Genomic DNA, 12,506 nt, shown 5'->3' with positions numbered 1-12,506 from the left:
GCGGCCTTGGGGCTGCTCTGCAGCACACCTTCACTGCAAAGCTCAGCGCCAAAAACAGGACATCTGAACCTGTGTATTTTCGCCTGTCTGATTTATTTTCACGCTAACCATAATGGAGATAGATCAACATGGCCGATACTGAAGAACTTGCCCGCGCCGCCCAGCACACAATGGATACCGTTGCCCTCGCCGGTGGTCAGTTTTACATCAACGTGACCTCCGAGATGTTGATCTGCTCGGACACCGGCTTCTTCGATAGCCATCCGCAGGCGGTTGCGAGCCTCAACACACTGATTTCGAAGCTCCCCGAAGCGGCATTGCCGATCAGCTTCATCAAGGAAAAAAACGGCGAGGTCTCGGCCTCCTTTGGCGGGCTGCACCCCTCTACTCTTGATGTGAAGGGCTTCAAGGCTGTGCTTGAGGGGATCGATGTCATCGAGGAGATCCTGCCGTCGATCCAGAAAAATGGTGAGCCAGAAGCCTATGTCTTTGGGCGTAACGGTGATCTGAACCCCGCCAGCCGTCTTTTGACGGCCTGGGCGCGCTCGCCCATGGAGGCTGTAGCAAAACTCTACACCCAACTCAGCAATGGTTTTGGAGATGATGAACGTGCCGCCTTTGAGGTGGATATTCATGAGGAGGGGGAAATCACCATGCGCTCGATGCATGATTGGTCCAAGCACCCGATCAAGGACATCAGCGCGCGGCTGATGGATGAGCTCGACCTCTACCTTGAGAGCAAAGCCGATCGGGACGACATGTCCATGGACTTCAACTGATCAGCGTCGCCGCGCAGGCGTGGCGTCCCTTATGTTGATAAGGTGTACCTCGCGATTGCGCGACGCATGCGATAGTGCGAATATTGGAACTGCAAAATAATAAGAAGCAGGACCAACTAGATGACAGACGTGACGGGCGATGTGCCCTCCTCAGGGATGGGCAAACCCGCCCGTGATTGGATACGCGACCTCGCCAAGTATCGCACCCCCTCCACAGCCCGCAGCCTCACCGAGACCGCCCTGACACTTGGCCCCTTATTGGTCCTTTGGGCGATCAGCTTCATGCTATTGCATGTGCATGTGCTGCCAGCCGTACTCGCCAGTATGATCTCGGGCATATTCCTGGTCCGGCTTTTCATCATCCAACATGATTGCGGACACGGCGCCTTTCTGGCCAACCGCAAGGCCCAGGACTGGATCGGACGCCTGGCCGGAGTGTTGACCTGCACACCCTATGCGGATTGGAAGCACACCCATTCCATTCACCATGCCCATGCCGGTCACCTCGACAAGCGGGGGATCGGAGATGTCCATACGATGACCTTGGAGGAGTACCGTGGGGCAGGGCGCTTTAAGCGCCTCAAGTACCGTATCTACCGCCATCCATTGTTTCTCTTTGGATGTGCCCCTCTCATTCTCTTCGTTCTCCAATACAGGCTACCGTATAGCTTAAAAGCACATAAGAAATTCTGGGTTTCCACTATGGGAACCAATATCGGGATCGCCGCATTACTGGGTGTCTTTTACTTGCTGGCCGGCTTTCAGGGGATTGCATTGATCTGGCTGCCCTCGATCGCCGTGGGCTCAACAATCGGCGTCTGGTTGTTCTATGTTCAGCATCAGTTCGAGGAGACCCACTGGGACCACGAGGCGGAGTGGGACATGCATGAGGCCGCGCTTCATGGCTCGTCACACTACGTCATGCCAGCAGCCCTGCAGTGGCTCTCGGGCAATATTGGCATCCATCACGTCCACCATCTCTTCTCCAGGATCCCCTTCTACCGGCTGCCGGAGGTTCTCAGAGATCATCCCGAACTGGACGATCCAAAGATCCGTCTAACCATCCGTGAAAGCTTTGCCTGTGCGCGGCATCACATCTGGGATCAGGGGAGCCGGAAGCTGCTAACGTTCAAGCAGGCTAGACTGCTCTGAATGCGTTCCTCAAAGAAAATATGCGTCAGACGTAGTAATGCGAAAAATGGCGCATATTGTCCCGTCAGATTGTTGTGAAAAAAGAAACAATCTGACTTTTAACCTTTGAGGACGAACCAATGATGAAGACGATTTTTGCAGCCACATTGGCTGTTATGGCCCTGATCTCCCCAGCAGCGAGCGCGGGAAGCCAAGGTACAACCATGACTGTCTACCTGACCGGTTACAGCTATTGGGACAACACGCCTCCCGGCTCCGCCGCGATCGCTAAGCCGGTGATCCACCGTCAGGCTGGCGGTGTGGGCACCTATAACGATCCGATCACCTTGGCGGTGGGCCACAGCTATGCGGGTGGCCGGCACAGCATGGTTTTTCCGGCAGGCACACGTTTCTACCTGCCCAAGATCAAACGCTATGCCATCGTGGAGGATCTTTGCGGTGACGGCTCGGCGCCACAGAACGGGCCGTGCTATACAGGCAAGAACGGTCGTCCCTGGCTCGACATCTATGTGGGCGGCAAGAGCGTGAGCCCGGCTTTCGCAGATCGCTGTATGTATGCTTTGACCGGTATGCAGCAGGCGATCATGAACCCGCAGCCCGGGTATGAAGTCATCAGCGGGGCGCTGGCCGATACAGGCTGTCGTTTCTAGGCGCCTCTCACACCTCTAACGAAGTGTTTCTGGCCTCACATCCGTTTTTCTGAAGTGAGAGGTGCGAAAAACAGTTAAATAAGAATTGGGGTAAACCCGATCGAGATCAGCGAGGGAGGTGCTTTCTGCGCCTCCCTTCTTCGTTCATGTCAGAGAGACATAATCTGTGATTAGGGGATCCAGAACTAAACCTCTATTTTCGCATTACAATACTAAGCGGCAATCAAGGCCGCGGGCAGAATTCAGGCAACCAAGGAAACATCTCGTGCAACATACTCTTCTCTCGGACATCCATTTCAAAGGGGTGGGCCTGCACGGCGGACAGCCTGTATCGATGACAGTGAAACCCGCTGGCGCCGATAGGGGCATTGTTTTCAAGCGCATCGACCTGAAGCGCGCGGATAACCTGATCCCGGCTCGCTGGGATCTTGTGACCCCATCTCGGCTTTGCACGATCATCGCCAATGTGGCGGGCAGCTCCGTCTCGACGATCGAACATATCATGGCGGCCTTGGCCGGCTGTGGTGTTCACAATGCTCTGATCGAGATCGATGGACCTGAGGTTCCGATCATGGATGGCTCATCGGCTGAATTCGTGGACGGCATTCTTGCTGCCGGGCTCGAGGTTCAAGGCAAGCCGCTTCCCAGCATCCGGGTCTTGAAGGCGATCGAGGTGCGCGAAGGGGAGGCCATTGCGCGGCTCATGCCCAGCGACCACCTCGAGATCGACTTCCATATTGATTTCGTCGACCAGGCCATTGGTCAGCAGCACAAGACACTGACCATGTCAAACGGCACCTTTGTGCGCGAGCTCAGCGACAGTCGCACCTTTTGCCGTAAAGCCGATGTGGACATGATGATCGCCAATGGGCTGGCCTTGGGCGGCACGATGGAGAACGCCGTGGTCTTTGAAGGCGCGCAGGTGCTGTCCCCCGGCGGGCTGCGCCACAGCGACGAGCCAGTGCGCCACAAGATGCTCGATGCCATGGGCGACCTGGCTTTGGCCGGCGCGCCTCTGATGGCCCATTACAGCGGTCTGCGGGCAGGGCATGCCATGACCAATAAGCTGCTGCGGGCGCTCTTTGCCGATGATACGGCATGGCGCGAAGAGATTTGCTCAGCTCAGGCCGTAGCGCAGCTGCCCGGTGCGGGGCTGATGCTGCACAGATCCGCGGCGGCCTGACCGGGCTATCGGATCTTGGCGCAACAGCCGGGTTAGACTCTTCCGCACCTTACCGCCATCCGGAAGGTGAACCGGAACTCTATGCGGAACTCCAGACGGTACAGATACTTGATTTTTGCGTCTTTAAGTCACATATAATGTAAATCTAATCATTCTAATGCATGTCTTGAGTAGGATGTGTTAACCGGAAATCAAAGCGGAACTCCAGCCGGAATTCTCTGCGGAATATCAGGGGTGGTGACGATGACAGCGGCTGAAGATGCGGTGCTGAACGATAAAGGAGAGATGGCTTTTGACGTGGAGCCTCTGATCCCCGAGGAAGCCTCAAAACATCGGCCACTGCTCAACGACCTCGCGCTGGAGCTCGCAACCTGTTCAGCTGAGCTCAGCGCATCCTTGCCGCCCGCGATTCGCGCGCCCTTGAGTGATCTTGTACGCTCGATGAACTGCTACTACTCAAACCTGATTGAAGGGCATGACACCCACCCCATCGACGTAGAGCGGGCCCTGCGCAAGGATTTCAGTGCAGATCCAAAGCAGCGCGATCTTCAGATCGAGGCGGTCTCCCACATCGAGGTTCAGAAATGGATTGATGGGGGCGGCCTTGAGTTGCATCCTTTAGATCCTGAGGCATTGTGTGAGATCCATCGGCGCTTCTGCGATGGCCTGCCTGACAATCTTCTGGTTCAGACCGATGCTGAAGGCAATGAGGTCCGGACCGTACCAGGTGAATTCCGTAAGGATTTTGTGGGTGTCGGAAAGCATGTGCCACCAAGCCCGGGCGCCGTGCGACGGCTGCTGAACCATATGCACCGCATGTATGCCATGCAGGGCCGTCTTGGTTCTGTTTTGGCTGTTGGCTGCGCGCACCATCGTTTGGTTTGGGTCCATCCTTTCTCGGACATGAATGGGCGCGTATCGCGCATGGTGGCCCATGCCATGCTGCGCGATTTGGTGGGTTCGGAAGGGCTGTGGTCTGCCTCCCGCGGTCTGGCGCGCAATGTGGAGGATTACCGCGCGCGCCTGGCGGCTGCCGATGATCAGAGGGCAGGCGGGGCAGATGGCCGCGGCGCGCTGTCTGAAGCGCGCCTGGCCGAGTTTGCCGAGTTCTTTCTGCGTTGTTGCATCGATCAGGTTTCCTTTATGAAGGATCTGGTGCGGCCGGCTGAGCTTCGAGGGCGGGTAATGGCCTGGGCTGCCTCCGAGGAAATGCGTGGCGGGGTTCTTAAAGGCAGCGACCGCGTCTTGCGGGCCATCTTGATGGAGGGTGAGCTGGATCGCGGTGCGATCCCAGGGATGCTGGGTGTCAGCGACCGCCAAGCGCGCAAGGTCACCTCTCGGCTCATCGAACGGGAAGCCCTCGCTTCAGATGGGCCGAGAGCACCACTGCGTCTTCATTTTCCCGCAACCCTGGCCTCGGCTTGGATGCCGAACCTCTTCCCAGATAAGTAGGCTTACATAGCCCATCGGTGAAGCATGTCATAACCGTCGACCACAAGATGACGCTATCTGGATTGCCCTTATGTTTTCGCAAAGGTATTCCGGTATCGTTTTATAAGGATAATCTATGAATATTGAGGCTCCCAACATTCCCCCACATCGCGCGCGCCATATTGAGCTATGTGAGCAAGTTAAAACAGGTGAAACGTCAATCTCAAAGCTCGTTGACGAGCTCCGCGGCTCGCTTGAGGGCCACCGTTTGGCTGATCAGTTTCGGTATATGAGAAAGATCGCGGCCCGCGAGCGGAAGGTCTTTGAGAAGCGAGCTGCTGCAGCCATCGATCGTAACTTGAAGCCAAATGATGAAGGCATCCCAGCCAGCGCGCTAGAGGCCAATATGGGCCTGTTACATTTTGCATCCCTGATTTCGCCGAACATTCGCCTTAGGGCCCGGGCAGGCTCCGGCAAATCGACAGCCCTCGTCATTAAATGTGACTTCTTGATCAATGAGATTGGCATCCCACCAGAAGCCATCCAGATTTTGACCTTCAACCGAGCGGCCGCGGACAGCCTGTCAGGCAAGCTATGCGATGCCTTGGGTAAGGATGTCGGCAAGAAGATCGGGGTTAATACCTTTCACAGCCTGGCAAGCCATGTCTTGCAGCGTTACCCGGAAACGCAGCGCATGACGCTAAAATTCAAAGATGAAGATCGCAGTGAAGGTGAAATTCTGTCAGATCTTAGAAAGTCAGTTCTCAAAGTCTCTATGCCGCGGGACTATGACGCCTACCGGACGCGCTATTATCAGTCGGATTTCTCATATGTTGCACGCTGGCCGAATTTCGAAGACTTCATCCGGGCGCAATCAGCTAAAGCCACAACCCTGTATCGTGCGCGACAGGGTGGACCCACGCCTGTGCGTCCCAGTCCGATTTCGAGACATCTCGAACGTATTGCAGAGGACTATGAAGACCGCCTCCGAAGCACATCGACAATTGATGGCGAAGCAGGGTTGCGGGAAGCTGCAAGCATTTTGAAGAGCGGCGCTGAACTTCCCGGATTTAAGCGCGTCACAGGTGGCCTACAGTTTCTTTTCGTTGACGAGTTTCAGGACTTTTCTCCCGCCTTTTCGAAGCTTACCCAGGGGGTCATGGCGCGCAATCCGCATTGTGTGTTAAATGCTGTGGGAGATGATTGGCAGTCGATCAATGCGTTTATGGGCGCCGATCTTACCTACTTCGAAAGCCTCAAGAACACCTACCCGGCAACGCTGAACCTACCGCTTCAAACAAACTGGCGCTGTGGGAAGCGGATCGTTGAGCTGGGCAACCTGGTGATGACTGCCCCAGAAGGTAAAGAAGCCGTGGCGGGGCTTCCTCATGAAGGACGCGTTCGGGTACATGAGGGCGGCATTGAAAAGACGTTCAGCAACGACGACTGGCACCCTAAGGCGCGAGATTACCTTGCGCGTCACATCGACCGCATGGCTCAGGCTGCCTGGGCTGATGACGCACGCGCAAAACGAAAGCCAGGAAAGATAGCCATCTTGGCTTCGAGTAATGAGCCTTTTGGTCTTGGATTGGGGGCATATGCGCAGCTGATCGATAAATCCGACGGTGGTGTTGTCCAGTGGAGCACTGCACATTCCTCGAAGGGCGTTGAATGGGACCATGTGATCCTGATCGATGCGATTGCCACGCTTTACCCGGTTAATCATCCGGCTTCGCCCATAAGCACCGATATGATCTCCCAAGCAGATCTCGAAGCAGAGGCCCAGAGATTGCTCTACGTGGCCGTCACGCGCGCCAAGCACTCCCTGGCCATCCTGGCACCGACAGAACTCCATCCTTTGCTCGTGTCGGCCAAAGAACTAGCCAAGCGCTGAATCTGCAAAAAACTAAGGCGCCTGCGGGCGCCTTAGTCATTATCATTCTACACTATGACTATTCCAAATAGATCTGCCATACGCACATGTTCGGATCTTCGGTTGGCATTGCACGCCAGCTCGGGTCCTCATAAGGCGGTTCAGGCGGATTAGGATCATCACAGGCGAAAGGCGCCCAAGGGTCTACCCAACCATCTGGCGGGCCGCCACAAAGCGGGTGGAATGGGTCAAAGTCGCAGTCTGGATTGCAGAAGGGTCTATCGGGATAAACATCGCATTGCGGGTCGCAGAAGGGGTCCATCCACGGATCACAGCCGCCCAATGGTGGTGTCCAAAGATCACAGAATGGGAAACCTGGATCGCCTTCCTGGCAGTCCGGATCACCACCGCCGCCGAGGTCAGGGGGGAAGCCGAGGTCATCATCATCCTCACCGCCAATTACGGGAAGCGCATCAGGCGGACCTGAAACCTCGTAGTACACTACAAGGTCGCGCTTGCCGCCTTCGCAGGCTTCGGCCAGCGCCGACATATCAGTGGCAACACCTTTGCCCGCCATGTAACGCACGGTGCCGGACGTCCATCCGAGATCATCTTCATGGAAGTCATTCTCTTCGACGGCCAGCGCGAAAACACGGCCCCCAATCATTGTGTCGCCGACTTCATTCTTATGCCCAAGCCGCATACATGCTCCAGGAGGCAAGTCATTCATGCGCGCGGCAATGATCGGTGTGCGATGGCCTTTCACATATGTGGCTGCCTCGTAGAAGGTCACCAGACCACCCCATGGGAGGCGAATAGCTTCCGCTTGGAGGAAGTCGTTGACCTCATCGATCATGTCAGCCTGAACGGCGCCCGATTTGATGGCCCAGGTGGTGGCATCGCCGCTTTCAAAGTTTGTATCGCTGCGGGTTTGGGAGCTGTCTTTGGTGCGCGCGACCACATAAGTGGAGACACTGGTCATCATGCCGGCCGTGGCATTTACCTGACGGTTGAAGCTGGCTTGTTGGAAGAAGAGGGTACCACCGACGATGATCGCAAGGGCGACCACGAGGTAGAGCACACCTTCGAGGAGTGAGATCGCGCGCTTGCGCATTCCGTCCCCATCTGGCTTGAAGAGTTTCATTTAGTTGTCCTATCGGGTTTGTTTCCTCCTTTAAGCGTATCTCTGATTTTCGCAAACTTCAGTCGAAGAAAGATACATGCTGGCAACTGCCCGTGATTTAGGGAGTATTTGATGTGGAGGATGGAGTTTCGTCCTAGACAGTACGGGGGGATATCATAAAGATTTTCACATTATTATAATGTTGGCCGAGTTACGCCTCTGCATCACACATAAGTACCTAATGAAGTCCGGCATTTTGGTAAGGATACCTATTGCTTGCTCGAGGAATCTAGCGCAGCATCGTGAGGCTGAACTGAGTGTTTTTTGGGCCTCAGCAGTTATCGCCGGGAGGCACCAAATCACCACGCTCGATGTGGCGCACGAAATTCCAGTAGGTCCTACTGCCGCGGCTACGCGAAAACTCGAACAGATCTGATGTCGAGACTGCAGGAACGCGTAATTTTGTCGTGGTCCCAGGATCGTTAAGAGACACGACCGTATTGCCATGACGGCTGTCCTTATGGAACAGTTGGATGCCCGGGACAGTGTATTCGCTGCGGGCTGCGTTCCAAGACCAGTTTGACGGCGGGCAGAATGCGTCCCCATCGCCACCTGTGCCACCGCCAGAGCCGTCTCCATCCCCACCGCTGCCGTCACCAGAACCGTCTCCACCACCATCAGATCCACCTTCGTCACCGCCGGTGTTGCTATCAGAGTCGGGGTTGTTATTGGGGCTTTCACCGTCGCCATCAGGGTCGCTGACGTCATAGACTGCTGGAAGGTCGTCTGGGACGCCTGATACATCATAGAAGGCGATCAGGTCGCGCTCACCGCCTTTGCAGGCCTCAGCCAGAGCAGCCATGTCCGTGTCTTCGCCGGCACGGGCGATATAGCGCAGATCACCCGATACCCAATCCAGGTTGTCGTCGTGGATGTTGTTTTCCTCGACACCAAGCGCAAAGACCCTACCACCAATCATGGAAGTGCCATTTGCGTTCTTATGGCCCAGACGCATACAGGCGCCCGTCGGAAGGTCATTCATGCGCATGGCGATTACCGGCATGCGACGGCCGTTATGGCGCGCAGCCGCTTCCTGAAGGGTGACAATGCCACCCCATGGCATCCTGATGACCTCTGTGTCCGGCGCGCCCTGAGCGCGATCGACCATGTCAGACTGAATGGCGCCGGACCGGATCGCATAGGTCGTCGCGTCGCCTGTCACAAATTCACTGTCTGCCGAGGTGTTGGACACCTCCTTCGTTTGCGCGAGCAGGTACGATGACACGCTGGTCATCATGCCAGCGACAGAGTTGACCTGACGGTTGAAGTTGGCTTGCTGGAAGAAGACGATACCGCCCACAATGACTGCGAGGGCAACGACCAGGTAGAGCACGCCTTCAATGAGGGAAATCGCGCGTTTGCGCAAAAGTTCTCCGTTAGGTCTGATTTGTTTCATAGGGCCGTCCAGTTCAGGTGTGTATTTCCTGACCCTACCAGTTGTTTTCGCAGAGATACGCGACAGATAGTTTTACCCGGTGGTTCCAGGGGCTTTGAGCTGCCTTTTGAAGAGAAACCGGAGGACGTCGGGCATTAATTGCAGCAAAGCCACAAAAGATTTTCACAACTAAAGCGACATCGGCTCCTCGGTCGGCACTTTGGCATCATAGGGCGCTGCAAGCATGTGGATGTCGTCGTCTTCGAGCTCGCAGATGAAGGTGACCCCTTTCTGTCCGGCGTCCTGAACCAAACGAGACATCTCAAAGGAACAATCGAGGAGCGTGGCAAGCGGGCGACCGAGACCGCGCCGGATTTCGGGGATCTCCAGATCGTCTTTGGTGAGCCAGGTGATCTTCTGAACTTCATCGCCGATCCGGATGTTCACCCCAGGGGTCACGATATAGGATGCGGTGCCACCGGCATCGTCGAAGGCGAGGTGCAGGGCAGGGGCCATCTCGCGCAAATAGGCGCTGACATTCTCGGAGGCTTCGGTCACCACGCGCCGAAACGCCCAGATGGTCGAGAGGTCCAGACCGCCGGCCGCCGCTTCGCGCCCCATGGCCTCGATATTGCTCCGAACCCATCCAATGAAACGCTGCGTGTGTAGATCAATATCGCTCATGTCACATCTCCATATCTCTGGGATTAGGATAGGTCAGACTTGTGAAAAATGCGCACTGGAAGCGTTTTGTTACAAAAACAGGGGTCTGCAACGCCCCTGTAATGGCTTTGTAACGCTTTTTGTAACACTCTATCTCTATGATATTTATATATATTTCTTAGATGTAGATAGTTATATAACGGAATCCCTGCAAGAGTATACACATGCACGCACACCCAGGCGCACACACGCACACACGCAATACATTCGGCGGCGTAATGCGTTACATTGATTAAGTTGTTGTTTTTGCTGGATTGTCTTGTAACAGGGTGCCGTAACAGGGGCCACAGCGTTACAAAATAAGAGCATCTGAGGACTGATCGTGCTAGGATCAATGCGAAAAAGGTCGAAATCTTTGACATGCGAAAAACGCACTCATAGATACAACCCGTGGACACCCCACTAGGAGCCAGACCATGGCAGTGATCAGAGACGGCATGCGCAAGCAGCCCATCCGAAAGAAACCCCGCGGACCCTCAATGGCGCTCCGCGTGCTCAATGTGCTTTTCTCGACTGCGGTTGCGGCGACCTTCGCAGGCGGGGCGGCCTATGCCGTTCTCGGCGGGATCGACGGCTATCTGCCCGAGCAGATCTCTGCTGGCTTTGTTGGTGTGACCGGCTTCTTCGGCGCGCTGTTGATCGTGCGCCATGCGTTCAAGGATTCAAACCCGCTCAGCCTGATCATCTTGCTGGCAGTGGCCGCGGGATTTGCCGCCCTTATCGAATATGGCGGGGAGCAGATCCTGCCCGAGAATGCCCAGCTTACCCGGTTGCGCCGACCCGACATCATCGATGCCGCGATGTTCTACGGGGCAGCCTATCTGATGATCTGGGAACGCGGTGTGCGTACTGATCTTGGCAATGACGACATCATCGACATGTTCCGATCCATTTTCTGCATCTGGCCGATGTTCCTCTACATCGTGCTGCTTCTGGGTCTCGAATTCCTGATCTGGTGACCTGAACAAAAGACTTGCGAAATCCAAAGTTAGAAAGAGACGACCTGAATGCCCTATATCGAGAATACCTATATCAAGGAAGTGACACATATCGGGTTTCTGGATGGGGTCGAGAACCGTAAGCCCAGCCTGGATGGGGGTGGTATCTCTGTCACCACCAAGCCGGAGAGCTGGCGATCGATCAAAGGTCTCAACGGGCCTGAATTCACCCTGATCTTCCCGACCGCGCAGTGGGTCGACGCCATGACCTTCGGCGATGATGACATCGAGGACATCAAAAATTGGGCCGTCAAGGAAGGCTACCTGCGCGAGACCACGGCTTGGTTTGCTGTCGTGGCCAGCGACCATGAAGCCGAGGTGAAGATCTTCGCGACCCAAGAAGAGGCGGCGCGCGCGATCGGCCGGACCCTTGATGAGGAGATCTTGGCAATCTCGAACGGCCATGGCGGCACCTGGGCTGACCCGACCTTCAAGATCACCCCACGCGGCATGAAGCAGCTCGAGCGCTGGCCCGGAAATATGGTCCAATGGGAGCAGGCTGCCATCTCCCTCTACATCCGCAAGGTTGTGGTGCCCAAGCGGCCCTATGTGGTCGGGATCTGGTGGTCTGAGCCCGACAATGTCGAGGCCGGCTGCGCACCTTCAGGTATCCTCTTTCCGGAGCGCCTGCACCTTTTTGAAGTGGAGGACGAAGAAGGGGAGGTGATGAGCTTCAACGAGAAGTTCCCGGACTTCAACGCACCAGTTGATCCCCTTGTGGCCTATGCATGAGGGGTAAGTCTGCAGAGAGAGATAGAGTAGAGAGCAGAGATGCGGCGGCCGACCGGCGGCTTTCTGAGTTCGACCTCTACGCAAAGCTGGAGGAAGGATCGGGAAAGCGCATGCGTCTCGGCCCCCTTGCCACTCTGGTGTGCCTCCCAATCATGCTGTTGAACCCATTCTACGTGACAGCGGTCGCGGGATATGTGGCATACCAAAGGCTGCGCAAAGGTAAATCAAAAGGTGCCGCAGGATATGCCTCCGATGCGTCCATGGTGGTGGTCTCCGTGGTCGTCGCTTTTCTCCCCGTATACCTCTTATGGTCTGAGTATCAGTCCCAGATGGCATACCAAAAGGCGCTTCAGAACATCGAAGAGTACATGGAGAACCGCGATCAGCTGCGTGATCCGGACAATCGAACATACGATATTTGATGCCG

The 12,506-nt window shown here is 55.8% G+C and carries 12 protein-coding genes; 9 read left to right on the top strand and 3 right to left on the bottom strand.

What is annotated here, in order from left to right:
* The first annotated feature begins 128 nt into the window (after positions 1-128).
* The 6 genes from ACGYLO_RS11425 to ACGYLO_RS11400 all read left to right on the top strand — a co-directional run bounded on the left by ACGYLO_RS11425 (position 129) and on the right by ACGYLO_RS11400 (position 7,089).
* Positions 129-779 carry a hypothetical protein gene (locus tag ACGYLO_RS11425; protein WP_394376556.1) on the top strand — a complete coding sequence of 217 codons (651 nt, stop codon included), beginning with the start codon at positions 129-131 and terminating at the stop codon, positions 777-779.
* Between the two features lie 120 nt (positions 780-899).
* Positions 900-1,931, top strand: a complete 1,032-nt coding sequence (locus tag ACGYLO_RS11420) for a fatty acid desaturase family protein (protein WP_394376555.1) — start codon at positions 900-902, stop codon at positions 1,929-1,931.
* Positions 1,932-2,134: 203 nt separating this feature from the next.
* The gene (locus tag ACGYLO_RS11415; protein WP_394376554.1) at positions 2,135-2,581 is read left to right on the top strand and encodes a hypothetical protein; all 447 of its coding nucleotides are present in this window, start codon (positions 2,135-2,137) and stop codon (positions 2,579-2,581) included.
* A gap of 265 nt (positions 2,582-2,846) precedes the next feature.
* Positions 2,847-3,764: a UDP-3-O-acyl-N-acetylglucosamine deacetylase gene (gene lpxC, locus ACGYLO_RS11410; protein WP_394376553.1), complete on the top strand. Its 918-nt coding sequence runs from the start codon at positions 2,847-2,849 to the stop codon at positions 3,762-3,764.
* Positions 3,765-4,007: 243 nt separating this feature from the next.
* Positions 4,008-5,216, top strand: coding sequence for a Fic family protein (locus tag ACGYLO_RS11405; protein WP_394376552.1), 1,209 nt, complete (start codon positions 4,008-4,010; stop codon positions 5,214-5,216).
* Between the two features lie 115 nt (positions 5,217-5,331).
* On the top strand, positions 5,332-7,089 hold the full coding sequence (locus tag ACGYLO_RS11400) for a UvrD-helicase domain-containing protein (RefSeq protein WP_394376551.1): 1,758 nt from the start codon (positions 5,332-5,334) through the stop codon (positions 7,087-7,089).
* A 58-nt stretch (positions 7,090-7,147) separates the two neighbouring features.
* On the opposite strand, the gene ACGYLO_RS11395 is transcribed toward ACGYLO_RS11400, so the two are convergent.
* The 3 genes from ACGYLO_RS11395 to ACGYLO_RS11385 form a co-directional block, all read right to left on the bottom strand.
* Positions 7,148-8,212 carry a hypothetical protein gene (locus ACGYLO_RS11395; protein ID WP_394376550.1) on the bottom strand — a complete coding sequence of 355 codons (1,065 nt, stop codon included), beginning with the start codon at positions 8,210-8,212 and terminating at the stop codon, positions 7,148-7,150.
* A 310-nt stretch (positions 8,213-8,522) separates the two neighbouring features.
* On the bottom strand, positions 8,523-9,647 hold the full coding sequence (locus tag ACGYLO_RS11390; protein WP_394376549.1) for a hypothetical protein: 1,125 nt from the start codon (positions 9,645-9,647) through the stop codon (positions 8,523-8,525).
* Positions 9,648-9,815: 168 nt separating this feature from the next.
* A complete protein-coding gene (locus ACGYLO_RS11385) occupies positions 9,816-10,310 on the bottom strand; it encodes a hypothetical protein (protein WP_394376548.1) in 495 nt (164 codons plus the stop codon).
* A gap of 455 nt (positions 10,311-10,765) precedes the next feature.
* Here ACGYLO_RS11385 and ACGYLO_RS11380 point away from each other — a divergent pair, with 455 nt between their 5' ends.
* The 3 genes from ACGYLO_RS11380 to ACGYLO_RS11370 are packed head-to-tail and all read left to right on the top strand — an operon-like array spanning position 10,766 to position 12,501.
* Positions 10,766-11,308 carry a hypothetical protein gene (locus tag ACGYLO_RS11380; RefSeq protein ID WP_273055724.1) on the top strand — a complete coding sequence of 181 codons (543 nt, stop codon included), beginning with the start codon at positions 10,766-10,768 and terminating at the stop codon, positions 11,306-11,308.
* Between the two features lie 48 nt (positions 11,309-11,356).
* Positions 11,357-12,079 carry a hypothetical protein gene (locus ACGYLO_RS11375; protein WP_273055723.1) on the top strand — a complete coding sequence of 241 codons (723 nt, stop codon included), beginning with the start codon at positions 11,357-11,359 and terminating at the stop codon, positions 12,077-12,079.
* A complete protein-coding gene (locus ACGYLO_RS11370; protein ID WP_273055722.1) occupies positions 12,076-12,501 on the top strand; it encodes a hypothetical protein in 426 nt (141 codons plus the stop codon). The genes ACGYLO_RS11375 and ACGYLO_RS11370 overlap by 4 nt, the downstream gene beginning before the upstream one ends.
* Positions 12,502-12,506 lie beyond the last annotated feature (5 nt).

The sequence above is a fragment of the Sulfitobacter sp. 1A13353 genome, from assembly GCF_043557255.1.
Taxonomy (GTDB): Bacteria; Pseudomonadota; Alphaproteobacteria; order Rhodobacterales; family Rhodobacteraceae; genus Sulfitobacter; species Sulfitobacter faviae.
This window is presented reverse-complemented; position numbering and strand designations above follow the sequence as displayed.

Excerpts from the sequence above, each read along its gene's own strand:
- ACGYLO_RS11425 (WP_394376556.1), top strand. The coding sequence starts at position 129 with ATGGCCGATACTGAAGAACTTGCCCGCGCCGCCCAGCACACAATGGAT.
- ACGYLO_RS11420 (WP_394376555.1), top strand. The coding sequence starts at position 900 with ATGACAGACGTGACGGGCGATGTGCCCTCCTCAGGGATGGGCAAACCC.
- ACGYLO_RS11415 (WP_394376554.1), top strand. The coding sequence starts at position 2,135 with ATGACTGTCTACCTGACCGGTTACAGCTATTGGGACAACACGCCTCCC.
- ACGYLO_RS11405 (WP_394376552.1), top strand. The coding sequence starts at position 4,008 with ATGACAGCGGCTGAAGATGCGGTGCTGAACGATAAAGGAGAGATGGCT.
- ACGYLO_RS11400 (WP_394376551.1), top strand. The coding sequence starts at position 5,332 with ATGAATATTGAGGCTCCCAACATTCCCCCACATCGCGCGCGCCATATT.
- ACGYLO_RS11395 (WP_394376550.1), bottom strand. The coding sequence starts at position 8,212 with ATGAAACTCTTCAAGCCAGATGGGGACGGAATGCGCAAGCGCGCGATC.
- ACGYLO_RS11390 (WP_394376549.1), bottom strand. The coding sequence starts at position 9,647 with ATGAAACAAATCAGACCTAACGGAGAACTTTTGCGCAAACGCGCGATT.
- ACGYLO_RS11385 (WP_394376548.1), bottom strand. The coding sequence starts at position 10,310 with ATGAGCGATATTGATCTACACACGCAGCGTTTCATTGGATGGGTTCGG.
- ACGYLO_RS11380 (WP_273055724.1), top strand. The coding sequence starts at position 10,766 with ATGGCAGTGATCAGAGACGGCATGCGCAAGCAGCCCATCCGAAAGAAA.
- ACGYLO_RS11375 (WP_273055723.1), top strand. The coding sequence starts at position 11,357 with ATGCCCTATATCGAGAATACCTATATCAAGGAAGTGACACATATCGGG.
- ACGYLO_RS11370 (WP_273055722.1), top strand. The coding sequence starts at position 12,076 with ATGAGGGGTAAGTCTGCAGAGAGAGATAGAGTAGAGAGCAGAGATGCG.